This is a genomic window from Amycolatopsis sp. lyj-109 (assembly GCF_046548995.1).
Lineage (GTDB): Bacteria > Actinomycetota > Actinomycetes > Mycobacteriales > Pseudonocardiaceae > Amycolatopsis.
The window spans coordinates 38,802-60,864 of the sequence record NZ_JAJPWR010000017.1 but is presented as its reverse complement, the minus strand read 5'-3'; the positions used below and the strand labels follow the sequence as shown (position 1 = coordinate 60,864).

Annotated in this window: 15 protein-coding genes and 1 pseudogene; 3 read left to right on the top strand and 13 right to left on the bottom strand. The window is 71.4% G+C overall.

Translation table 11 applies throughout. The features are described 5' to 3' along the window. Positions 1–32: 32 nt before the first annotated feature. Genes ACLJQF_RS32760 through fxsA form a run of 3 tightly spaced genes read right to left on the bottom strand, consistent with a single transcriptional unit; the run spans position 33 to position 5,000 of the window. The gene (locus ACLJQF_RS32760; protein ID WP_410614206.1) at positions 33–1,022 is read right to left on the bottom strand and encodes a hypothetical protein; all 990 of its coding nucleotides are present in this window, start codon (positions 1,020–1,022) and stop codon (positions 33–35) included. 35 nt (positions 1,023–1,057) lie between these two features. Further along, on the bottom strand, positions 1,058–4,777 hold the full coding sequence (gene fxsT / locus ACLJQF_RS32755; RefSeq protein ID WP_410614205.1) for an FxSxx-COOH system tetratricopeptide repeat protein: 3,720 nt from the start codon (positions 4,775–4,777) through the stop codon (positions 1,058–1,060). A 55-nt stretch (positions 4,778–4,832) separates the two neighbouring features. Next, on the bottom strand, positions 4,833–5,000 hold the full coding sequence (fxsA, locus tag ACLJQF_RS32750) for an FxSxx-COOH cyclophane-containing RiPP peptide (protein ID WP_310971163.1): 168 nt from the start codon (positions 4,998–5,000) through the stop codon (positions 4,833–4,835). 127 nt (positions 5,001–5,127) lie between these two features. Between fxsA and ACLJQF_RS32745 the strand changes: the two genes are divergently transcribed. Both ACLJQF_RS32745 and ACLJQF_RS32740 read left to right on the top strand, forming a co-directional pair. After that, positions 5,128–6,345 (top strand): FxsB family cyclophane-forming radical SAM/SPASM peptide maturase, encoded by a 1,218-nt coding sequence (locus ACLJQF_RS32745; protein ID WP_410614204.1) that lies wholly within the window; start codon positions 5,128–5,130, stop codon positions 6,343–6,345. Then, positions 6,342–7,625 (top strand): aKG-HExxH-type peptide beta-hydroxylase, encoded by a 1,284-nt coding sequence (locus ACLJQF_RS32740; RefSeq protein ID WP_410614203.1) that lies wholly within the window; start codon positions 6,342–6,344, stop codon positions 7,623–7,625. Before ACLJQF_RS32745 ends, ACLJQF_RS32740 begins: the two co-directional genes overlap by 4 nt. Positions 7,626–7,637: 12 nt before the next feature. Here ACLJQF_RS32740 and ACLJQF_RS32735 read toward each other — a convergent pair whose 3' ends face one another. From ACLJQF_RS32735 to lanL, 10 genes and pseudogenes are all read right to left on the bottom strand, one after another. Further along, positions 7,638–8,306, bottom strand: a complete 669-nt coding sequence (locus tag ACLJQF_RS32735; protein WP_410614202.1) for a response regulator — start codon at positions 8,304–8,306, stop codon at positions 7,638–7,640. Further along, on the bottom strand, positions 8,303–9,100 hold the full coding sequence (locus ACLJQF_RS32730) for a sensor histidine kinase (protein WP_410614201.1): 798 nt from the start codon (positions 9,098–9,100) through the stop codon (positions 8,303–8,305). Before ACLJQF_RS32730 ends, ACLJQF_RS32735 begins: the two co-directional genes overlap by 4 nt. 20 nt (positions 9,101–9,120) lie before the next feature. Continuing rightward, a pseudogene (locus tag ACLJQF_RS32725) lies at positions 9,121–9,318 on the bottom strand (ATP-binding cassette domain-containing protein); the annotation flags it as partial. A gap of 149 nt (positions 9,319–9,467) precedes the next feature. Next, positions 9,468–9,818: a UBP-type zinc finger domain-containing protein gene (locus tag ACLJQF_RS32720; protein WP_410614200.1), complete on the bottom strand. Its 351-nt coding sequence runs from the start codon at positions 9,816–9,818 to the stop codon at positions 9,468–9,470. Positions 9,819–9,938: 120 nt separating this feature from the next. Further along, entirely contained in the window at positions 9,939–11,651 is a 1,713-nt protein-coding gene (locus ACLJQF_RS32715) for an ATP-binding cassette domain-containing protein (protein WP_410614199.1), read from the bottom strand. Continuing rightward, positions 11,648–13,351, bottom strand: coding sequence for an ABC transporter ATP-binding protein (locus ACLJQF_RS32710; RefSeq protein ID WP_410614198.1), 1,704 nt, complete (start codon positions 13,349–13,351; stop codon positions 11,648–11,650). Before ACLJQF_RS32710 ends, ACLJQF_RS32715 begins: the two co-directional genes overlap by 4 nt. A gap of 107 nt (positions 13,352–13,458) precedes the next feature. Beyond that, on the bottom strand, positions 13,459–13,593 hold the full coding sequence (locus tag ACLJQF_RS32705) for a hypothetical protein (RefSeq protein ID WP_410614197.1): 135 nt from the start codon (positions 13,591–13,593) through the stop codon (positions 13,459–13,461). Positions 13,594–13,638: 45 nt separating this feature from the next. Continuing rightward, positions 13,639–13,794, bottom strand: a complete 156-nt coding sequence (locus ACLJQF_RS32700; protein ID WP_410614196.1) for a hypothetical protein — start codon at positions 13,792–13,794, stop codon at positions 13,639–13,641. Positions 13,795–14,065: 271 nt separating this feature from the next. After that, on the bottom strand, positions 14,066–15,898 hold the full coding sequence (locus ACLJQF_RS32695) for an alpha/beta hydrolase family protein (RefSeq protein WP_410614195.1): 1,833 nt from the start codon (positions 15,896–15,898) through the stop codon (positions 14,066–14,068). Then, positions 15,895–18,627 (bottom strand): class IV lanthionine synthetase LanL, encoded by a 2,733-nt coding sequence (gene lanL, locus ACLJQF_RS32690; protein ID WP_410614194.1) that lies wholly within the window; start codon positions 18,625–18,627, stop codon positions 15,895–15,897. The genes ACLJQF_RS32695 and lanL overlap by 4 nt, the downstream gene beginning before the upstream one ends. Positions 18,628–18,839: 212 nt before the next feature. Between lanL and ACLJQF_RS32685 the strand changes: the two genes are divergently transcribed. Then, positions 18,840–22,061: a BTAD domain-containing putative transcriptional regulator gene (locus ACLJQF_RS32685; RefSeq protein ID WP_410614193.1), complete on the top strand. Its 3,222-nt coding sequence runs from the start codon at positions 18,840–18,842 to the stop codon at positions 22,059–22,061. Positions 22,062–22,063: the final 2 nt, after the last annotated feature.

The window sequence follows — 22,063 nt, the reverse complement described above, 5'->3', positions numbered from 1 at the left end:
ACGAGAGCCGTTTGCCGGTAATCGCTCCGGGTTCACACCGTGGGGTGGTGTTCGCATTCGGTCGCGAGCTGCGCCATGCGCAAGTCGGCGTGGTAGACCTTGGGCTGGTGCAACGTGACCCCGACGAGGTGCGCCCGCCGGGTGACCCGGTAGTAGTAAACGGCCCCTTGTTCGACGTCGAGCACCACTCGCTTGAGCCGGCCACGCAGCAGCAGTGCGGTCACCCGGTTCAGCTGGGTGCGAATTTCGCACAGCTGCTCGGAAAGCTTCCGGTAAAAGGCACGCCGGTAGCCGGGCGTGATCGAGCCCGCGAAATACATGCTCAAGGCCGCGTGGTCGAAGACGTCGGCGAGGAAGATGACTTCGTCGTCCACGCAGTAGGCGACGAAATGCAGGTCGACCGGGTTCAAAGCGCCGGTGCAGGCCTGTTCGACCGAAGCCGGCAGTGAGCCCCTGTTCGTGACGTGCGCGACGACCGGCTCGCGGGCGGGAACCTCCGCTGCCTCGGTTTCGAATCCGCCCAGGTTCTGGCTGGAAAGCCCGACCTCGGCCCGGAGTTCCGTGATCAGGCGAGCGAGGGACCGGTCGACGTCGTTCGCCTCGTCGATGTAGCCGTCGCGATCACCGGTGTACCCGACACCGACGACGTATTGGGTCCGCACCACCGGGTCGCAGACGATCTCGGCGTCGTCCGTGCGGATCACGGTCCGGATGAGCGCCCCGGTGTACGCGCTTCGCAGCCGGTCGTCCAGTTGCTCGAACGCCCCGCACAGCTGCCGGCCCAGCCTGCGCAATCCGGCCCGGGGTTCTTCTCCGGCCGGCGGCAACGCCACTTCGGGCGCGTCGAGCTGATCCAGCGCGAAATCCAGGACGCGATCGGTGTAATAGGCCAGGTGGTGCAACCCGGACGCGTCCGTCATCGTGCGCGAGCAGATCCGGAACAGCGTGTCCTCGCGCTGGTCGGGCAGGTGTTTGCCCACGTGGGTGGTGAGCTCCGGAGTACCGCCGCCGCTCGGCGCCATTTCGGGCCCCCTCGTCGTTTCTTCGCGCTCGTGGCTCATGGCATCGAGATGTCCAGATCGAGGGTGCGCAAGCCATCGAGACCCGCGCCGCCCGCGCCGAGCTGCCGAAGGTTCGACGCGGCGATGTCACGGTAGTAATGCATGCCCGGCAGAAAATCATTGCACGCTTCGGAGGCTTCGCGTGCCGCGTCGAGAGCCTCGTCGAACCGGCCGGCGAAAGCCAGGACGACGGCGAGGTCCACGCCGGCGGCCAGGCTCAGCGGATGAGGCGGACCGACGTGCGCGGTCAAGGCCCGCACGCCCTCCTGGATCGGCGCGACGGCCTCGTCGGTGTGGCCGGCTCCCACGAGCGCGAGCGCCAGCATCACGCGGCAGATCGCGACGTCGTGGGCGTGGCCGTCCGTGGCGTTCAGCACCTCGATGCACTCGGCGGTGCCGGTGAGCGCGTGATCGAACTCGCCGACCTGCCGTTGCGCGTTGGCGTAGCTGAGCTTGCAGGCCACGACCTGCAGGTGCCGGTCACCGAGCAGGTCGCGGAACGCGGTCAGCGCCTCACCGTTGCGGCTCTTGGCCGTGGTGGCCGTGGTGGCCGCGCGGCCCGACGCGAGGCGTTCGCTGATCGACCACTGCCAGCTCACCGTCGGACGCGCTTGCTTCGGCTCCGGCCGGAGCGCCGCCGCGAGCCCGTGGGCCCGGATGAGGGTGGCGATCGAATCGTCGAACCGCCCCATCGCCCGCTGGTAGACACCCAGGTTGGCGAGGGCCTGCCAGTTGCGCGGGTCATCCCGGCCGAAAAGCCGCTCACGGCGGTCGAAGTGCACCTGCCCGTTCCGGCACGCGGCAGCGATGTCCCCGGCGTGGAACTGGGCCGCGGCCAGGTTGTTCTCCGCGTCGAGTGTCTGCGGATGGTCTTCCCCGAACGCCCGCCGGAGGCCGTGCAGCGTGGCGATGTCCTCGTCGACGGCGTCCGCCAGCCTGCCGAGCGCACGGAGGTCGGCGCTCAGCCCCCGGGCGGCCAGGAGCGACCGGTAGTGGGCGCGTCCTTGGTGCAGGCGCTGGACTTCCAAGGCGCGTGAGTCCATTTGCAGCGCCTCCTCGTAGCGACCGAGCTCGCGGTAGAGGTTGGCGAGCTGGCTCGCCAGCATGCACACGTACGGATCGGATTCCGAGTGCGCCGCCAGCCATCGCTCGTACCCCTCCCGGGCCGGCTCGACGGCCACTTCCCAGATATCGGGCTCGCCGGTGCGGTAGAGGTATTTCGCCTGGTTGACAAGCCATTGACGGACCGTCGAGTCATCGCTTTGCTGCGCGCCGGCCGACATGATGTGCCGGTTCAGTTCGGCGAAACGCGCCCTCGCGTGCGGCTGGTCCAGTTCTTGTTCGGTCGGGCTGTAGGCGGCCAGGGCGATCAGGACGTGACCTCGCAGGAGGGCGCCGAACCCGAGCGGCAGGGACTCCCGCAGCATCTGCCGGATCACCCGCTCGAGCGTGAGCGTGCGGGCCAGGCCCCAATCGACCCGGAAGAGTCCCAGCCGTGCCCCACGAGCCAGGAAGACGTCCAGCTCGGCCGCGTCCACGGCGAGCCGGGCGGCGTCCTGGCCGCCGGCTTTGATCAGTTCCTGGCGGACCTCTTTCGACCGCAGCAGGGCCAAGCTGATGCCTTCCGGCGACAACAGCGAGCAGAACCGGGCCAGCAGCACCGTCATCCGGCCCGTCCGCGAATCCCGCAGGCCGGTGGTGATGACGTCGAGGACCGCGGCGACCGCGTCCGAGCCGGGCGCCCGGCTCGCCAGTTGGCCGATGTGCTTGCCGACGGCCGTGCGCGTCTCGGCGCTCGTGGACTCCGGGTTGATCGCGCTGGTGGTGAGCACCTCGGTGAGCCACGCCGCGGAGAGTTCCATCGCCAGCGGGCTGTGCCCGAGTGCACCTGCCAGTTCGGCGAGCTGCGTTGCCTCGGTCAGCCACGGCAGGCGCCGCCGCATGAAGACCGCGGCCTCGGCGGCGGCGAACGGGGCCACCTCGACGTCACCGTCCGCCGCGGCCGTGACGATCACGTGGCACCGGCCCGGCGGCGGCAGCAGATCTGCGTACGCCTCCGGCGTGTCACCGTCGTCGAAGATCAGGAGCCACTTCGGCGTGATGAGCTCGGAAGCGGGCAGGCGCAGCGGGCCGGGGACGTCCACGACGGTCCCGGCTCGCAGCTCCCGGCACAGCGTGACCAGCCCGGCGAGCGTGGACTCGCGATCGTGGGCGGAGATCCACCACACGACGTCGTAGGCGTTGGCGAACCGGTAGGCGTATTCCCGCGCCAACGCGGTCTTGCCGCACCCCGGCCCGCCCCCGATCCGGACCGGCCCCGGACCGCTCAGCAACCGATCGCGAACCTCCTCCAGCGCCTCCGTCCGGCCGATGTGCTGCGGACGAGCAGGCGGCAGGTTCGTCAGACCCGGCTCCTCGTCCGGGTGCCGCGCGATGCCACCGGCCGCCGGGACCCCGTCCGGGACCGGCCGGTGCAGGCCGAAGAAGCTGCGCAGCCGCACGGCGGCGTCGTGCGGTTCGAGCCCGTCGAGCCGCAACGCCGTCGCGCCGGGCAGCGCCAGCGCCGAGCCGTCCACCACCACTTCGGTACAGGCGGCCGCCCGATCGGCCAGCTCGGCCGCCTCCTCGCGTTCGCCGGACGCAGTGAAGGCCTGGCTGCCGAAAACGATCAGCTCGACCGGCTCCGATCCGTCGAGCCAAGCCGCGTCGGCGCGGACCGTGCCGACCTGGGCGCCGCCGGCACTCAAGTTCGTGATCAGCCAGTCGGCCCACAACCGGTCCACCGCGGTGTAGGCGACCAAGAATCGGGGCGACACCCCGGCGGCGAAGCCGGTCGCCCGGCGATAGCGGTCGAGAGCCGGCTGCGAAAGGGGCCCCAAGCCGGTCACCGCGCCGGCGGTCAAGGCACCCGCCAGCGCGCTGTGCGCGGCGACCAGCTCCGGCTTGTCCAGCAGTGCCGCGAGCACCGGCGCCGGCGTGCTGAACTCCGGCAGCGCCAGGACCCGGCCCGGCCGCGGGTTGCTCGCGAGCAGGCCGGCGAAGGCCGCGTCGTGTTGTCCGGTGGCGATACCGAAGCCGAGGGGCACGATCTGGATGCCGCCGGGAGCCCGGCGGCGGAGGGACTCCCCGATTCGCACCGCCTCGCGCACTGAGGCTTCGCGGTGGGAGAAGCCCACCACGGCGACGTCGCACACCGTGGCGATCGACTTGAAGATCGCCCCGGCGTCTTCGTCCGACTGCTCGAGCAGGGAAGGTGCGTTGACGAGGACGTATTCGTAGGCCGACTCCGTGAACGCCCGGCGAAGCCGAGCCGGATCCCCCTGCCTCGCCGCCGCCCGCCACGTCTGCCGTTGCCGGTCCAGTCCCGGCAGCGTCAGCACGTCGATCAAGCCCAGACCCGGCTGGATCGTGTACCGGGTCTGGATGGTTTCCCGCAGCTCCGTCAGGCCGAACGCCGAGGTGAACTCCCGGTCCAGCGCGGCACCGGCCAGCTCGCGCGAAGCCCCTCGCTCGGCGGCGAACGGGCGCAGGTAGTCGGCGACCTGATGGATCGCCTCGGGCAGATCCAGCGCCAGCACGGAGTGTCCGTGGCCGGCGATCAAGCACGCGGCGTTCGCGACGGCACCGGCCCGGTCCACGGCGTCGTCGGCGGAAACGAACGCGATGAGCGGGGTGGGGCGCCTCGGAGCCGCTGACGGGTTTCGGTGACTGGTCATCTCTACTCAGGTCGCTGGGCAGCTGCGGGCCATTACAGGGAAACGAAGATCGCGGCTAGGAGCTGTTGGAGAACATCGAGAACAACTGCGCCTCGGAGTCCGGCGCGGCCAGCAGCCGGCGGAGACTCGCGCGCAGGACGGTGTCGGGCAGCTCTTCCAGTTCCTCCAGTGACAGATCGGCGACGTCAACGAGATCGGAATCGATATCCGGACCATGGACCACCTCGGCGCCTCCGGAACAATATCGTCACCCCGCGTAGCTGAACAGGCCGGTAGCATATCAAGCCGGAAGCGCCGGTGACCGCCGCTCGTCCCCCGATTCACTCGTTGTCATGGATTTGTCCAGCCACTTGGCGGAACAGCGCGCGACAGGGTCGTCCTGCGGAGGGAAGAAGATGAAGGAATCGTGGCCGATCCCGCCACGTCCGTTGCGCCAGTTTGTGATCAAGGTGCACAGCAGATGCAATTTGACCTGCGATTACTGCTATGTGTACACAATGGCCGATCAGGGTTGGCGCACCCGGCCCAAGGTGCTTTCCGACGAACTCGTCGACATCACGGCCGGCCGCATCGCCGAGCACGCCCGCCATCATGGATTGCCCGAGATCCGGGTGGTCCTCCACGGCGGCGAGCCGATGCTGGCGGGGACCGCCGCACTCGCCCGGTGTGTGCGGACCGTGCGCGCGGCGCTCGGCAGCCGGGTTCACGCGCTGGTGACCGTGCAAACGAACGGAACACTGCTGACCGAGCGCCGGGTCCGGTGTCTCGCCGAACTCGGCGTCAGGTTCGGGGTGAGCCTGGACGGCCTGCCGCGGAGCCAGGATCGCCGCCGTGACCGCCGTGGCAGAAGCAGCCACGCAGTGGTGGTCGACCGGCTGCGCCTCTTCCGGGAACCGGATCTCCGGCCGTATTTCGCGGGCATTCTCGCCACGATCGACCTGGCCGCCGACCCGGTCGCGACCTACGAAGCCCTGATCGCACACGAGCCACCCATGATCGATTTCCTCCTGCCGCACGGGAACTGGACGACGCCACCGCCCGGGCGTCCGCTGCGGTCGCCGGCAACGCCGTATGGAGATTGGCTGATCGCGGCCTTCGATCGCTGGTACGGCGCCCCCGTCCGGGAAACCGGTGTGCGAATGTTCGAAGAGATCATCCACGGATTGTTCGGCGGCACACCGAGGGTCGAAGGCCTCGGCCTGGCTCCGCTGGGTATGGCGGTGGTCGAGACGGACGGCAGCATCGAGTTGTCCGACACGCTCAAATCGACCTACCCCGGCGCGGCCGCCACCGGCCTCCACATCCGTTCCCATTCTTTCGACGACGTTCTCGAGTTGCCCGTCGTGCGGGCACAGCAGCTCGGGAAGAGCGGTCTCCCGGCGGCCTGCGAACCCTGCGATGTGGCGCGGGTGTGCGGAGGGGGCCTGCGCGCGCACCGGTACCGGGCCGGCACCGGGTTTGCGAATCCGTCCGTTTACAGCCCGGATCTCGGGGCGTTGATCCGGCACGTCCGCGAAGCGCTGCGCCGGGACGTGACTGCCCTGCGCACCGCGGGAGCGGCGCGGTGATCGGCACCCTGCCATACCGGCTTCCGGCGGAAGCCTTCGTCCGGATCGCCGGCGGAGGCGGCGGGCGGGAGGCCATCCGGCTGCTGCGCCGGGCCGGCCGGAGCCGGACACTCCTCGCCCTCAGGTTCCTGGCGACCGAGGCCGACCGGCTCGGCCATCCGGACGCTCCGCTGGTCGAGCGCGCGTGCCGCGTCCTGAGCGAGGCGCACCGCCACGCCGCGGACGCGGTAGCGCGAGTGCTCGGTGAACCGGAAGTGTCGATGTGGGCGATCGGCGCGGCCCGGGAGCTGGTGCACGGCGGAACCCGATTTCCGCCTTCGTCGCTCGCCAACGTGGCGGCCGCGGCGGCGGTGCGGGCGGGGATCCCGGCGGAGCTGACCACGGCTCCCGGTGCGTCGACCCACTTGCCTTCGCTGGGCACGATCGCACGTGGCGGGCGCGGCATCCGGATCCGGCCGGACGGCGACGGGTGCCTGGTCCACGCCGGCGGCCACCGGGTGCGCCTGCCCGCCGGGTTCCACGTGCCCGCGCCGGGGTGGTCACCCCTGGTTTCGGCTCGGCTGGGCCCGAAGACGATCACGCTCGATCGGTGGGGCCTGGGCTCGCTGCCCCAGCCGTTCGCCGGAGATCTCCTGCGCGTCGGCAGCCGCCAGGCGGAGAAGTGGAGCCGGGTGCTGTCCGGTGGCATCGAGCTGCTGCGCCGGCACGGCACCGCCGAAGCGGTCATCGAGACGGTGCACACCGCCACCCCGCTGCGGCAGACCGGGCCGGATCCGGCGAGCGCCACCTTGGCGGACGCGTTCGGGTGCGTTCTCCTGTCACTGCCGGACGACGCCCGCGCGGCCGCACTCACGCTGGTGCACGAAGTCCAGCACGCGAAGCTGACCGGACTGCTCGACGTCCTGCCGCTGCTGGAAACCTCATCGTCCCCACGCTTTTACGCGCCTTGGCGCCAGGACCCGCGGCCCCTGCTCGGACTTCTCCACGGCGCATACGCCTACGTCGGCGTGGTCGGTTTCTGGGGCCGGCAACGCGAGCTCGACACGGACCCCGAGCGGGTGCACGAGGCCGAGGTGGAGTTCGCCCGTTGGCTGGCGGCCACGACCGAGACCGTATCGCTGCTCGCCGGCCGGCCGGAGTTCACCGGACCCGGCCGGACCGTGCTCACGCACATGGCCGGGACGCTGGCGGAGTGGTCACGGCACCGGGTCTCCGCATCGGCTCGTGCAGAAGCCGAAGCGCTGCGGGCGGCCCACCGCGAGCAGTGGGCGAGGCCGTGACGCGGACCGGGATCAGCCGGCGTCGTGGGGGCGGGTCAGGCCCAGGTCGTAGGCGATGATCACCGCCTGGATGCGGTCGCGGGCGTCGATCTTCGCCAGTACCCGGCCCACGTGGGTCTTGACCGTCGACTCCGACAGGACCAGCTCCCCGGCGATCTCGCCGTTCGTCCGGCCCTGGCCGATCGCGATCAGGATCTCGCGCTCGCGGTCCGTCAGCGCCTCCCAGCGCGGGTCCGGCCGCCCCGTGGACGCCGACGGCAGATGCCGGGCGTAGGCGTCGAGGAGCCGCCGGGTCAGGGCCGGGGCGACGACCGCGTCACCCCGGGCCACCGCGCGGATTCCGGCCAGCAGTTCCTCCGGGTGCGCGTCCTTCAGGAGGAACCCGCTCGCGCCCGCCCGCAGCGCCGCGTGCGCGTACTCGTCCAGGTCGAACGTCGTCAGCGCCAGGACCCTCGACCGCCCGCCGCCGGCGACGATGTGGCGGGTGGCTTCGATGCCGTCCATGCCCGGCATGCGGATGTCCATCAGGACGATGTCGGGGCGCAGCTCGGCCGCCCGGCGCACCGCTTCGGTCCCGTGCGCGGCCTCGCCCACCACCTCCGTGTCGGGTGTCGCCTCCAGCAGCATCCGGAAGCCGAACCGCTGCAGGGCCTGGTCGTCCACGATGAGCACGCTGATCACGCCGGGCTCCCGGGCAGCGGGGTGACGTCGAGGACCGCCCGGACCACCCAGCCGCCGCCGGGCGTGGGACCCGCGGTGAGGGTGCCGCCGTAGAGCGCCGCGCGCTCTCTCATCCCGGTGAGCCCGTGCCCTTCGCAGCCGGCCGGCCGGCTGCCCGCGGGCGGGCCGGTGTCCTGGACGCCGATCCCCAGCTGCGCGCCTTCGACGGTCAGGGTGACGTCGACGCGCGTGCCGGGGCCGGCGTGCTTCAGCGTGTTGGTGAGCGCCTCCTGGACGATGCGGTACGCCATCAGCTGCACCCCCTGGTCCAGGGCTTCCAGGTCGCCGCCGGAGCGGTGGACCACCACCGGCCCGGCCGCGCGCAGCCGGCCGCACAACGCCTCGATGTCGGCGATCCGGGGCTGCGGGTGCAGCTCCGGGGCCGCCGCCTGCTCGCGCAGGACGCCCAGCATGCGCCGGAGCTCGCCCAGCGCCTGGCGGCCGGACTCCCCGACGAGCCGGAGCGCTTCCCGGCTCCGCTCCGGCGTGGCCTCGGCCGCGTACGCACCGCCGTCGGCCAGGCTGATGATGACGGACAGGTTGTGGCCGATGATGTCGTGCATCTCCCGGGCCACCCGCGTGCGTTCGGTGGCGGTGGCCAGCCTGCTGCGCTGGTCGCGTTCGACCTCCAGCCGGGCCGCGCGCTCACGCAGGTTCACCAGCTGGGCCCGCCGGATCCGCACCGCGAACCCCAGCGCGGCCGCCGCGATCGCCGTGCTGATCAGGAAGAACAGCGCGCCCCAGACCGACACCACCGCGGAGACCCGCACCGCCGGGCGTAGGGGCGGCCGTTGACGCGGACCGAGCCGCTGGTCGGCGCGTCCAGCCCGATGATCATCCGCATCGTGGTGGACTTGCCCGCGCCGTTCGGGCCGAGGAAGCCGGTGACGGCGCCGGGCCGGACGGTGAAGTCCAGGTGGTCGACCGCGGTCTTTTCCCCGTACCGCTTGGTGAGCTGGAGTGCCTCGATCATGGTCCGTCCCCTGTGGTCGCGCGGGCCGGCGTCCGGCCCGTCTGATCCCACGCTAGGAGCGGAACCGGCGCGATCCGTGGTACCGCCGGAGGAATCCGGGACGGCGGCCACGGCGCGGTAGTCGCTGGTTGCCGACGAGACAAGAATGGTTACTGGTGCAGGTGCTGCGTCCAGTCGGCGGGCACCCGTCCGGCGGGCCCGGGGACGGCTTGGGTGAGCGGCCGGTGTTCCGGAGCGGCGAGCGCGGGCCCGGATTCGTAGAGCGTCTCTTCGCCGTAGTCCCAGAACCACTCTTCGCCGGGCTCGAAGCTGCGCGCCAGCCGGTGCCCACTGGCGGCGGCGTGGCCGCTGGCGTGCTGGCCGGGCGAGGAATCGCAGCACCCGATGTGCCCGCATTCGGCACAGCGGCGGAGGTGGAACCACCAGCCCTGCGGATCGGCGGCATCGCAGTCCGCGCATCCGGTGCCACTCGGCGGGACCGAAGGATCAACGCCTTGCATCCGCACTCCTCTTGCTCGACGGGCCCTGCCCACTTTCCTGCCCACTTTAGGCGCGACGGCGGTCGAGTCGCAGCTTCGGCAGGCCCGTGCCGAGGCCGCGGTGCCACTCGCCCGGACGGTTCAGTGCACCGCCGCCCATCGCCCGGTGAGATCGGCGTACAACGGAGAAACCCGCACCAGCGTCTCGTGATCGCCGACCGTGGCGTCGGTCCCGTCGAGGAGCAGGATCCGGCGGGCGCGGGCCGCCGAGCTGATCCGGTGCGCGATCACGATCAGGGTGCCTCCGCGCGCGGCGAACGCCTGTTCGGCGCGGGCCTCGGCCTGCGGGTCGAGGTGGCAGGTCGCCTCGTCGAGCACCACCACCTCCGCGCCGGAAAGGAATACCCTGGCCAGGGTGATCAGCTGACGCTCGCCTTCGGACAGCGAGCCGGCCTCCTCGATCTCCGCGTCGTATCCGCCGAGCCTGCCGACGAGGTGCGTGAGCCCGAGTTCGCCGACGACGCGGTCCAGTTCGAGGTCGTCCGCCGCCGGGGCGAGGTAACACAGGTTCTCCCGCAGAGTCCCGGAGAACACGTACGATTCCTGCGGGACCAGGACGACTTTCTCCCGCAGCGACCAGGCCGACAGCGCGGCGAGCGGCACGCCGCCGAGCCGGATCGTCCCCGACTGCGGCCACTCGAGGCCGGCGATCAACGCCGCCACCGTGGACTTCCCGATCCCGCTCGGGCCCACGATCACCAGGTGATCGCCGTGCTCGATCCGCAGATCGAGGCCGGCCACGATCGGCTCCGAATCCGGCCCGTACGCGAACGTGATGGCATCGAGCTCCAGGTCGAAGCCTGTGGCCGCCGCCCCGGTCCGGCCGGGTTGCGCCCGGCTCGCGCCGATGGCCGCGAGCCGGTCGAGCAGCACGCCGAGCTGCAGGCCGACGTTGCCGAGCGTGCCGACGATCGACCGCAGCGCGGGCTCCAAGCCCACGACGAGGTAAGTCGCGGCACCGAGGATTTCCCCCGGTGTCGCCGCCCCGGACGAGACGAGCCCCGGCGCCAGCGCCAGCGCGGCCACCAACGGCAGCCGCGCACCGATCGCGATGATCCCGATCCGCCACGCCCCGGTGCGCGCGGTCGCCATCGACGCGGCCGCCTGCGCGTCGACCACGTCGCCGACCTGCCTTCCCGCGACCGTCCGCGCGCCGCACGCGGCGACATCGCGCAAGCCCGACAGCACTTCGCCCGATTCTCCGGCCAGCCGCTCCTCGACTAGCATGGAGGCCAGATAGCGCCGCTTCAGCCTCGGCGAAAGCAAGCCGAGCAGCACCATGGCCAGTGTGAGCGCACCCGCCGTGATCCAGGCCAGCACCGGCGCCAGGGTCAGCAGCCCGACCAGCACGGCGACCACGGAAAACACCACCGTGCGCACGATCATCAGCAGGGCCGCGACCATCTGCCGCACGGTCTCCGTCTGCCGGGTCAGCGTGGTCACCACGCTCGTCCCGGCCGCGGCCCCGCCGGTCACCGCTTCCCGCAGGCTCCCGGCCACCACCGCGTGCACCAGCCGGTCGCGCACCGCTTCGACCACCTCGGCGAGCGGACGCATCACCTGCCGGGTGCCCACCGCGCCGAGCACCAGGGCACCGCCGTAGCAGGCGAGCCAGATCAGGCCGAGCCCGAATCGGCCCGTCAGGAACCCCGTGTCCGTCGCCAGCGCGACGAGCTGGCCGGACGCGAGCACGGGCACCATTTCCAGCACCGACCAGCAAGCCAGCAGGAGCAGCGAACGGCGTTCGGCGACGAAGACCGGCCAGATCGACACCCACCCGCGCGCTCTCGTCACGCCGGCACCTCCACCACATTCGCGCCCTCGTGCCCGAACAGCTCGCGGTAGCCCCGGCGAGCAAGCAGGTCCTGGTGCGTCCCCACCGCCGCCACGCGACCGTCGTCGAGCCAGATCACCTTGTCGGCGCGAGCCGCGGTCGACATCCGGTGGGCCACGACCAGCCTGGTCCAGTGCCGCCGCTCGAGTGCCTGCGAGATCTGCGCTTCGGTCACCGTGTCCACACTGGACAGAGCGTCGTCGAGGATCAGCACCCGGGTTTCACGGCAGAACGCGCGCGCGAGCCCGAGCCGCTGCGACTCGCCCCCCGACAGCCGGAGTTCGCCGACCCGGGTCAGCTCACGATCCGGCAGCCTGGCCACGAACGAGGCGGAATTGCTGTCCCGCAGGGCGTCCGTGATCGCGGCGGGGTCCACGCCCCGATCCCCGTATCCGACGGCGTCCCGCACGGTCCGGCCGAGCAGGACAGGTCGCTCGAACGCGTAGGCCACTACCTCGCGAAGCCGGGCCGGGTCCGCGTCGGCGAGGTCGACCCCGTCGATCAGCACCCGGCCGGAATCCGGTGTCCGCAGTCCGCCCGCGACCGCGGCCAGCGCCGATTTTCCCGCTCCTGACCGGCCGACGACGGCGGCCGAAGAGCCCGCGGGAATCTCCAGGTCGACCTCGTCCAGCACGACACGATCCCCGTCCGACACTCGTACCCCCTCGATGGTCACCACCCCGCCGCCTTCGGGAAACAGCGATTCCCCCGACTTCGACACCGGCGCACACAGCACCTCGACCAGGCGTTCCGCGGAACCTCGGACCCGGCCGAACTGGGCAAGCACGGCAGCCTGCCGAAAAATCCCCATGGCAAAACCGAGGTAGCCGGTGATGGCGACGAGCCCGCCCGGAGTGACCGTGCCGGTCGACACCCCGTACCCCGCCACGGCCAGTGCGCCGATCTGCAACGCCGGCGCGACCAGCGCCAGCCGCCAGCCCATGTCCCGCTGCGCGAGCCAGAAACGCACGCCATGCGCGCGCAGCGCGGGCAGCGGGGCCAGCACCCGGCCGATCTCCTGTTCGACCGTGCCGGTGGCCCGGATCGTGCGGACGCCGCACAGCGCATCGACCATCCGGGTCGCCAGCTTGCCCTGGTGCTGCTGGTATTCCGTGGTCAGCTCGGCGGTACGGCGGAAGAAACCCTTGGCGAGCCACCACACCGCCGGGGCCCCGAGCACGAAGACGAGCCCCACCCGGTAGTCGATCATGAACAGGGCAAGGACACCGGCGACCGAGGTCAGCGCCGAAACCACCGTGCCCACCACGACCGGCACCAGCCGAGCCGTCTCCGCGGTTCCCTCCACCAGCCTCGTCAGCAGATCGCCGGCGGGGAGGCGGTTCCGACTGCTCCCGTCGAGCCGCAGCACGTGTCCGGCAAGGTGATGCCGCAGCCGCGCGCTCGCCCTGGTCGAAGTTCGCACGCCGATCAGCTCACGCCAGGCTTCCGCACCGGTGGCCAGGACGAGCAGAACGGCCATCCACACCAACGGAGCCGACGTGGCGGTGTGGCCGAGTGCCGCGTCGACGACGGCCGCCAAGGTCACCGGGATGAGGATCGCCGTCGCGGAATCCACTATGGACACGGTAAGGTACGCCGCACCGGAAAGCAGATTCGCGCGCAGGATCCGGATCAGCAGCCGGTTGACCGGCAGTGCCATCGTGCCCCCCTCTCCATCGATACCGATTCGGAACAAGGACCGGCTGCGCCAGGGGCGCGCACGCCTTCGGCGCAGCCGGTCCTCTCGCTTCACCAGTTGCCCGCGTGTCAGCCAGGCATCACTTCGGCGTAGTCGAAGGTGTCCCAGGGACAGGTGATGTAGCTGGCGAAGCCACAGCAACCTTCCGGCGTCGCCATCTCCTGCGCCGGAAGCTCCTGCAAGGCGTCGATGCGAACTGCCATGATTGACCTCCTCTCAACGATCGTCGGGACAGGGACGAACCCTGCTCAGTTCGTGTTGGTACAGCTGTGGCAGGTCGTCAACCCGCTCGTGTTGAAGATCGGGCAAGTACCGGTCAGCGAGTGCCAGCAGCAGTCTTCCGCCTGCAGCCCGAGCTGCTCGGTCGACTCGAACTCCTGAAGAAGCTCAACGGCGAGGGACATATACGTTCACCTCCTTTGCGTCGGCATCGTCACTTCTTTCGCAAGTCGGCGCCCATCACCCGTCAGATGGTGAAGGTGCACCCGAAGCAAGTGAAGATGGTGGTAACGATGGGAAACGGGCCCGGGCCGCAGCAGCTACCCAGGATCGGGCAGCCCTCCAGACCGATCTCCTCCCTGGATTCCAGCTCCTGCAAGGACTCCACGTTGATCGACAAGTTCATTCACCTCCTCCCCCCAGTCTCGGATCGACCGGCGCGCGAACCGCCGGAAGTCAAGAGCGAGCCGGCATTTCGCCGTGCCCGATGAAGCGCGCCGCGGCGTGGTGCAGTTCCGCGGAACCGTCGAGCGGCGCATGGCCACCGCCCGCCACCTCGACGTACCCGAAGTCGGCACCGGCCCGGCGGCCCAGACCGGTGAGCCGGTCCACGAGCACGCGCGACTGGGTCACCGGTATCCGCGGGTCCGCGTCTCCGTGCACGACCAGCAACGGTGCTTCGAGCTCGGCGACGCGGTCGAGCACGTCCCGCGAACCCAGCGCGTCGGCCACCGGCCGCCTGCCGTCGAGCCGGTCGATCATCGCCCGGACTTCGGCCGAAGCTTCCGGGTACAACCGGGCAGCGGACAACATCGGCGCGATCGCCAGCACCCGCGACCACGCGCGCGGTTCGATCGACGCGGCCAGCAGGGCCAGGTAGGCCCCGTAGCTGGCGCCGAAGAGGATCAGGCTCTCGTCGTCCCGCTGCTGCCGCACGTAGCGGCCCAAGGCCAGCACATCGGCCAGGTCCGGGCCGGCCCAGGCACCGGTGATCAGGTGGTGGAATTCGTCCCCGTATCCGGTACTGCCCCGCGGGTTCGGCGCGATCACGGTCACGCCCTGGTCCGCGAAGAGCTGGAACAGCTGCGAGAACTTCAAGGACCAGCGCGCGGCGGGCCCGCCGTGCAGCGCGACCACGACGGCGCGTGCGGTGCGCCAGTCCTCGTGTCCGCAGACGACGGCCTCGATCTCCGCTTCGGCGCCGGGGAAGCGTTCCAGCCCGCTCGGTGCCCAGCCGTCGTACTGTCCCGCCGGAGTGCCGTCGTGGATCTCGATCCAGTCCCGCGGTCCGTGGCCGATGATCCGCCCCGGGTAGCCGGCGCCCGCCGTCAAGCTCCACAGCCGCTCGCCGTCGCCCGGCTCCGACCAGGCCATGATGCCGGACGCCCGCTCGCCGGGGCCGGCGAGCCGCCGAACCGCTCCGGTGTCCGTGTCGAGTTCCACGACCTGTTCCCGCAGGCCGTCACGGACGTGCAGGGCGACCGCGCCACCCCGGGGGCGCATGGCCATCGGCGTCACCACTCCGGCCAGCCCTCGCGTGGCGGGGAACTCGGTCGCACTCCGGCCGAGCCGCCACGACCGCAGCCGGTGCTCGCCGTCGAATTCGCTGCTGAGCAGGACTTCCCGGCCCGACGGCGCGGTCAGCCACGCGATGTCGCCTTCGCTTCCGGGCAAGATCGGCAGGTCGGTGAGTTCCCCGACGGCGGAAAGGTCGAGGACCGCCGGCCGGACACCCGCGCCGCGCCTGCGGTTGACCACGAACTCGGTGCCGGCCCGGTCCAGCCAGCCGCCACCGCGCAGGAGCAACGCGGGCAGCTCACCCAGCCGCCGCGCCGGCTCGTCCGGTCCGGCCCAGAGCCACGCCGTGCACTTGCCGTCCGGCGTTCCTTCCCGGCCGAGGAAGAGCACCCGCCTGCTGCCGTCCGGAGCCGCCGCGATCACCTCGGGCCGGAACGGCAGCCGCCCACCGTCGCGCCGCCGCCCACCGGGCTCGACCAAGGACAGGCCCGGCTCCCCGGCGAACAGCACCGAGCCGTCGTCGAACGGCACGGCCTCCGACGGGATGCCGGTCAGATCGGCGTTGCTCGCCGCCACCTCGAACCCCGGCAGCCTGCTGCAGTCCCCCGGCATGCCCGTGCCCAGCCGCCAGAATTCGCAGAGCAGCTTGCCGCGCCCGTCCGTGAACAGACCGGCGGCGGTCCGGCCGGTCGCGGAGTACCGGAAGGCGATCCTCGAGCGCAACGAGATCAGCGTCGGCCACAGGTGTGGCCGAGTTGCCGTCGAGGTCATCGCCCGGCTCCCGACGGCAACTCGAAGTCGTCGACCATCCACCAGCGCTGACCGCCGTGGCGCAGCCGGTGCAGCAGCCCCAGCGGGCCGCTCATCCCCACGTTGTAGCTGTAGCTGACGGACGTCAGGCTGTCGTCGAGCAGCACGAGCTTGCCCTCGCGCTCGCTGCTGAGCCGGTAGAGGGCGAGCGCGTACTCTTCGGCCCACTCGCGGTACCGGTCGTCGCCGGTGGCCGCCGCCATGTCCAGGAGGAACTCGCCGTTGCCGGCGAGGCCGTGGCAGTGACTGGGTGCCAGCAGCCACTTCTCCGCCCGCGTCGCGATCGCCGCCTGGTGCGCGGTGTCCAGGTACCGCTGGTCGCCGGTCGCGCGCCACAGCCGGATCAGGAAGGTGCCGATGCCGGGCGCGCCACTGCACCACCAGCAAACGCCGTCGAACCGCGCCGCGCCGTCGGCCGCCGCCTGCGCCGTCGGCCAGCTGGCGCCCTCGCCGTGGCGCGTGGCGAGCGAAATCAGGTAGTCGCCGCCGTCGGCCGCCAGCCGGGTCAGCTCGGGGCGGTCCAGCTCGCGGCCGACGATCAGCAGGAACGCGCACACCCCGGCGACGCCGTGGGCGAACCCGTAGTGCGTCAGCCCGGCCGCCTGGGCCTGCGGACCGTCCATGATGGGCCAGACGACCTCGTCCGGCGCTTTCGTGGCCAGGACCGAGTCCACGCAGAGCAGCACGCGCCGCAGCAGCTCCTCGTCCCCGGTCCGGCGCCACAGGTGCAGCTGGGCCAGGCCGCCTCCGGCGACTCCGTGGGTGATGTCCGGGTTGGTCCACTTCACCGGCATGGTCTTGGCGCGCCGGACCGCTCTGGCCATCATCTCCTCGTCGCCGAGTTCCCGCGCCGCCTCGTACAACGCCCAGAACGTCCCGGCCCGGCCGAAGTACAGCCCGGGAAGCACCCGCGGGTCGTTGTTCAGGCGGCGGTCCAGCCAGCGGGCCGCGGTACCGAGCGCCGAGCGCAGGTCCTCGTCGCCCGTCGCCACGACCCGGCGACGCAGCAGTTCGATCGGCCCGGCGGCACCGGCCTGCAGGCTGTTGGGATCGAAGAGCCGCCCTTCCAGCGGGTTGACCGGCCACAGCTGCCGCGCGCCCGGTGTCATCGCCCCCACCAGGTGCGCGACGCCGTCGGTCAGCAGGCGGCGCTGCTCACCCGCACCGAGCCGCCCCGGCACCGGGCGTTCCGCCGGCGCCACGACGGTGTCGAGCAGCTCGCGGACCCGGTGCAGCGGCGTCCTCTCGGCCGGCAGCTCCCTGGTGAGCCCGAGCACGATCGGTGCCAGTGCGGCCAACGCCGGGCTGTGCGTCGACATCGAGCGCACCAGGAATTCGATGCGGTCGTTGTGCGGCCGCGCGGATCCGCCCGCACCGGGCTCGTCCCTGGGCAGCACGGCATGCGCCCCGGTGGCCAGGTAGAACAGCGAGGCGCCGAGGCTGTAGAGATCGGCGACCTGCTCCGGGGCCGGGTAGCGGGCAGGCCCGGTCAGCTCCTCCGGCGCGTTGTAGGACATCGTCATCACCCTGGTGACCAGCTGCCCGGGCACCGCGACGAACTCGGTGTCGATGACGACCAGGTCCTCCTCCGGCGTGACCATCACGTTGTTGGGGGTGAAGTCGCGGAAGACGAATCCCTTGTCGTGCACAGCCGAGACCAGATCGACCAGCTGCTTCGCCAGTGGCAGCACCCGGTCCAGTGCCATCACCCGCTCGGCCGAGGGCCGCATCTCCTGCTCGACCCACGATCGCAACGTGATGCCGTCCACCTGCTCCTCCGCGAGGAAGACGTGCCCTTGGTAGTCGAACAGCGCCACCGGCCGGACCGCCACGCCCAGTGGCTCGAGCAGCCGCAGCACCTCGTATTCGTTGCGCAGGAAATCCCGCGCGTCGGTGCCGTCGATTTCCGCGGCGATGAACGGCCGGGCTTCCTTCACGACCACTTTCCGGCCGGTCCGCTCGTCTATCGCGCGATAAACACCGCCGCGGTTGGAATGCCGGATGGCCTCATAGACGACAAATCTGTCGTCGAGTTTCACCTGGGATTTGCCGCGCTCGGATTCCTTGCGCTCGGAGACCGCTTCGACAATCGGCGCCGGCGCCCATGACGGCGGCGAATACCACGCCTGCCGCTTGTCCTGGACCCAGCCTCCGCCCGGGGAGACCAGCATCGGCACGAACGAACCGTCCGCGTCGAGCACCTGCTGCTCGCCCGAGAACCCGCCGTAGCGGTAGTGCACGAGACTGCCCGGCCGGTAGCGGCGGTCCGAGAGGATCGCCGGCCCCTCCAGGCCTTCGGTCGCCTGGTGCAGCACTTCGAGCAGTTCGGCGAACTCTTCGGCGCCGGTCGGGTAGACGGTGATGAACTTCCCGCCCGTACCGCGGTCGCACCGGACCGAGAGCAGCATGCGCAGCTGCGGCAGCCCTTTGGCGAACTTGAAGGTGACCTGGCGTTCCAGCAGCACGCGTGCCGCGGCTTCCAGCACCGCCACCGCCGATCGCGGCGTCGCGGACAAATGGATCTTCCACCCTTGCGGCTGCGTCACTCTTCCCGGCGGCCGCACATAACACCAGACTTCGTCCGGAAGGTGCGCCCATCCATGCAACGGAACGACTTCGTCCCGGATACGCAGGAAATCATCGAGGTAAGAACCCTCGGAAGTTTCTTCGAGCACATTTTGTCCAGCCATGCTGACCCCCATCAACATCGAACCACGATCACGAACAACCCCAGTTGCCAAAACCGTATAGAAGGGCGAGCGGCTTCGCACGGGGTTTCAAGCCTCCCTGAAGCCGGCCGCGGTGCTCGTCGAGAAGGCCGTGGTGCCGCCGACGCTCTGCTAGCATCGGGGCGTATCGGCATCTTCCGGGCGAGGAGGCCGAAACAGGCAGGTCGGCGCACATGCCGGGGGGATGGTGCACGATCGGTATCACTCTGACCGCACCCGGGGACACTCCACTGCGGTTTCGCGTGCTCGGCTGCCTCGAAGTCCTCGACGACACCGGCGGCACGCTGATCGTCAAGCGGCGCAAAGCCCGGCTGCTGCTCGCGGTGCTCCTGTTCAAGGCCAACACGACCGTGCCGACCGACTCGCTGGTCGATCAGCTGTGGGGTGCCCGGCCGCCCAAGTCCGCCGTGGCCAATCTCCAGTCCTATGTGGCCGAACTGCGGCGCGTGCTCGGCACCGCGGATCCCGCCGGGACGGACCGGCTGCGCACGGACCAGGGTGGCTATCAGCTCACGGTCGGCGACGACGAGCTCGACTCCGAGCGGTTCGCCCGGCTCGCCGAACTGGGCGGCAGCCAGCTCGGCACGGGGCTGCCCGCCCTCGCCGTCGAGCACCTGACCGCCGCGCTCGAGCTGTGGCGGGGACCTGTCCTCAATGGACTGGAAGCGCCGCAGCCACTGCGCCCGGATCTCGAACAGCTCGACGAGCTGCGCCTGCGCGTCGCCGAGAACCGCGCCCAGGCTTGGCTCGACCTGGGGTGCAACGACATCGCGGCCGCGGAGCTGCGCACCCTGACCGGCACGGCGCCGTTCCGGGAACGGCCGTGGGAACTGCTCATGCTGGCCCAGCACCGCGGCGGACGGACCGACTTGGCCCTCACCACGTACCGGCGAGCCCGCACGGTGCTGGTCGAGCAGCTCGGCATCGAGCCCGGTCCCGGGCTGCGCCGGACGCACCGCACCATCCTCGCCGGCGATCCCGCCCTCGACCTGCCCCTCGATCCGCAGCGGCAAACCTGGATCCGGCCGCGGCAGCTTCCCCCGGACACCGCCACCGTCGTCGGCCGGGCCGGCCAGCTGTCGGCGCTCGACGAACTGCTGATCCGGCACGAGCCGGGCGGTGCCCCGCCGGTCGCCATGGTCGTCGGGCCGGCCGGTGCGGGCAAGACGACGCTGGCCCTGCACTGGGCGCACCGCGCCGCGACGGCGTTTCCCGACGGGCAGCTGTTCGTCGACCTCCACGGCCCTTCGGCCACCCCCGCCCTTGCCGAGCTCGAGGTCCTCACCCGGTTCCTGCACGCGCTCGGCGTCCCGCCCGCCCGCGTGCCCGCCGACCTCGCCGACGCGGCCGCGCTGTACCGTTCGGCGCTGTCCGGCAGGCGGCTCCTCGTCGTCCTCGACAACGCCGCCTCCGCCGCTCAAGTCCGGTGGTTGCTGCCGGGCGACCCCGGCTGCGCGGTCCTGATCACCAGCAGGCACCGGCTCGCCGGCGTGGAGACCACACTCGGCGCCGCTTCGCTCACCGTGGACGAGCTCTCGACGGCCGATTCCCTCGCGTTGCTCACCGCGGTCGTCGGGGTGGACCGGATCGCGGCGGACGTGGCCGCGGCCCGGGAACTCGCCGAGCTGTGCGCCGGCCTGCCGCTGGCCCTGCGCATCGTCGCCGCGAACCTGGTGCTGTGGCCCGGCCAGTCGCTGGCCGGCTACCGCGCGGAGCTGGCCGGCGCCGGGCTCGTCGCCCGGTTGAGCGTGCCGGGAGACGAGCGGCTCGGCCTCCGCGGTGCCTTCGACCTGTCCTACGACGCTGTCTCGGCCGAGGCCTCCCGGTTGTTCTGCCTGCTCGGACTCGTGCCGGGGCCCGGCATCGGCCTCGCCGCCGCGGCAACTCTCGCGAACCGGGACACCGGGGCGACCCGGCGGGCACTCGGGGAACTCGTCGCCGGTCACCTCGTCCAGTCCCGGCCTGGCGGGCAGTTCGGCCTGCACGACCTGCTCCGGGACTATGCGGTGGAACGCGCCGCCGAACGGCTCCCCGGATCCGTCCGGGACGAGGCGCTGGTCCGGCTGTTCGACCACTACCTCCGTACTGCGGACCGCGCGGCGGCCGCCCTCCACCCCGACTTCCTCCGGCTGCCCGTCGAGACACCCCACGAGCAGCCGTTCGAGCTGCCCGAGGCCCGGAACTGGCTGCTCGCCGAGCAGGCGAACGTGCTGGCAGCGATCCGGTGGACCGCCGAACACGGTCCGCTCGCCTACGCCTGGCGGCTGGCGGACGTCCTGCGCGGGTTCTTCCATTCGCACCGGCTGGACGCGGAATGGGAAGCCGCGGCGACCACCGGGCTCGCGGCGGCGGAGCAGGCGGGCAACCGGCACGCGATCGGCGCCATGCAGCACAGTCTCGGCGCCTTGGCCTGGAGCCGGGGCAACTACGGCCGGGCTCTCGCGGAACTCGAGGCGGCCCAGGAGTCCTACCGGGTCAGCGGCGCTCGCGACGGCGAAGACTCGGTGCTGCACGCACTGGGCGTCGTCCACCTCGACCTGGGGCAGCTCGACCGGGCCGCCGAGCACTTCACGGCCGCGCTCGCCGCGACCGAGGAGCGCGGCGACCCGCTCCGCATCGCCAACGGCCTGATCAATCTGGGTGCGGTGCTCATCGAACGCGGCCACCTCGCCGAAGGCATTCGCCACAACGAGCGCGCACTCGGCATCTGCCGGCAGCTCGGTTCCCCGCACGCGGCCGCCATCGCCCTGTGCAACCTCGGCTGCGCCTACCGCTTGACCGGTGCGCTGAACCTGGCACTCGAAGTCCTCATCGAGGCCCGGGAGAACCTCCGTGAGCTCGGCTCGCGGGACGACGAAGCAGACGTCCTGGTCCGGCTGGCCGCGGTCCACCTCGCCGTCGGCGGCGTCACGCCCGCGCGTTCCTGCGCCCACGAAGCTCTTCGCGCCGCGCGAGACGCCGACAACCTCAGGTTCGAGGCAGATGCGTTGTGCGCGCTCGGCGACGTGCAGGCCAAGGCGGCCGGGGCGGAATCCGGACACGGATATTTCCTCGAAGCGCTGAACCTGTCGCACCGGATCGGTTACCGCCGCGGGGAGATCGTCGCGACGCTCGGCCTCGCCGCGTCCGATCCGCGGGCGGCCGCCGACTACGCGTCACTCGCCCTGCGGAAAGCCGAGCGAAGCGGCTTCGGCCTGCTCGCCGGGCACGCGCGGATACTCCTCGCGGAAGCGCTGGCCGCGGCCGGGGACCCGGTCACGGCCAACGACCACGCTTCGCGGGCGCTCGCGGACCTGCGGGCGAGCGGGCACCTGGTCGGCGAGGAACGCGCGCTCGTCGTCCTCGACAAGATCCTCTCGGACCGGGCAGGCGACACGGGCTCGCGAACGCACTGATC

Excerpts from the sequence above, each read along its gene's own strand:
- ACLJQF_RS32760 (WP_410614206.1), bottom strand. The coding sequence starts at position 1,022 with ATGGCGCCGAGCGGCGGCGGTACTCCGGAGCTCACCACCCACGTGGGC.
- fxsT (WP_410614205.1), bottom strand. The coding sequence starts at position 4,777 with ATGACCAGTCACCGAAACCCGTCAGCGGCTCCGAGGCGCCCCACCCCG.
- ACLJQF_RS32720 (WP_410614200.1), bottom strand. The coding sequence starts at position 9,818 with ATGCAAGGCGTTGATCCTTCGGTCCCGCCGAGTGGCACCGGATGCGCG.
- ACLJQF_RS32710 (WP_410614198.1), bottom strand. The coding sequence starts at position 13,351 with ATGGCACTGCCGGTCAACCGGCTGCTGATCCGGATCCTGCGCGCGAAT.
- ACLJQF_RS32705 (WP_410614197.1), bottom strand. The coding sequence starts at position 13,593 with ATGGCAGTTCGCATCGACGCCTTGCAGGAGCTTCCGGCGCAGGAGATG.
- ACLJQF_RS32700 (WP_410614196.1), bottom strand. The coding sequence starts at position 13,794 with ATGTCCCTCGCCGTTGAGCTTCTTCAGGAGTTCGAGTCGACCGAGCAG.
- ACLJQF_RS32695 (WP_410614195.1), bottom strand. The coding sequence starts at position 15,898 with ATGACCTCGACGGCAACTCGGCCACACCTGTGGCCGACGCTGATCTCG.
- lanL (WP_410614194.1), bottom strand. The coding sequence starts at position 18,627 with ATGGCTGGACAAAATGTGCTCGAAGAAACTTCCGAGGGTTCTTACCTC.
- ACLJQF_RS32685 (WP_410614193.1), top strand. The coding sequence starts at position 18,840 with ATGCCGGGGGGATGGTGCACGATCGGTATCACTCTGACCGCACCCGGG.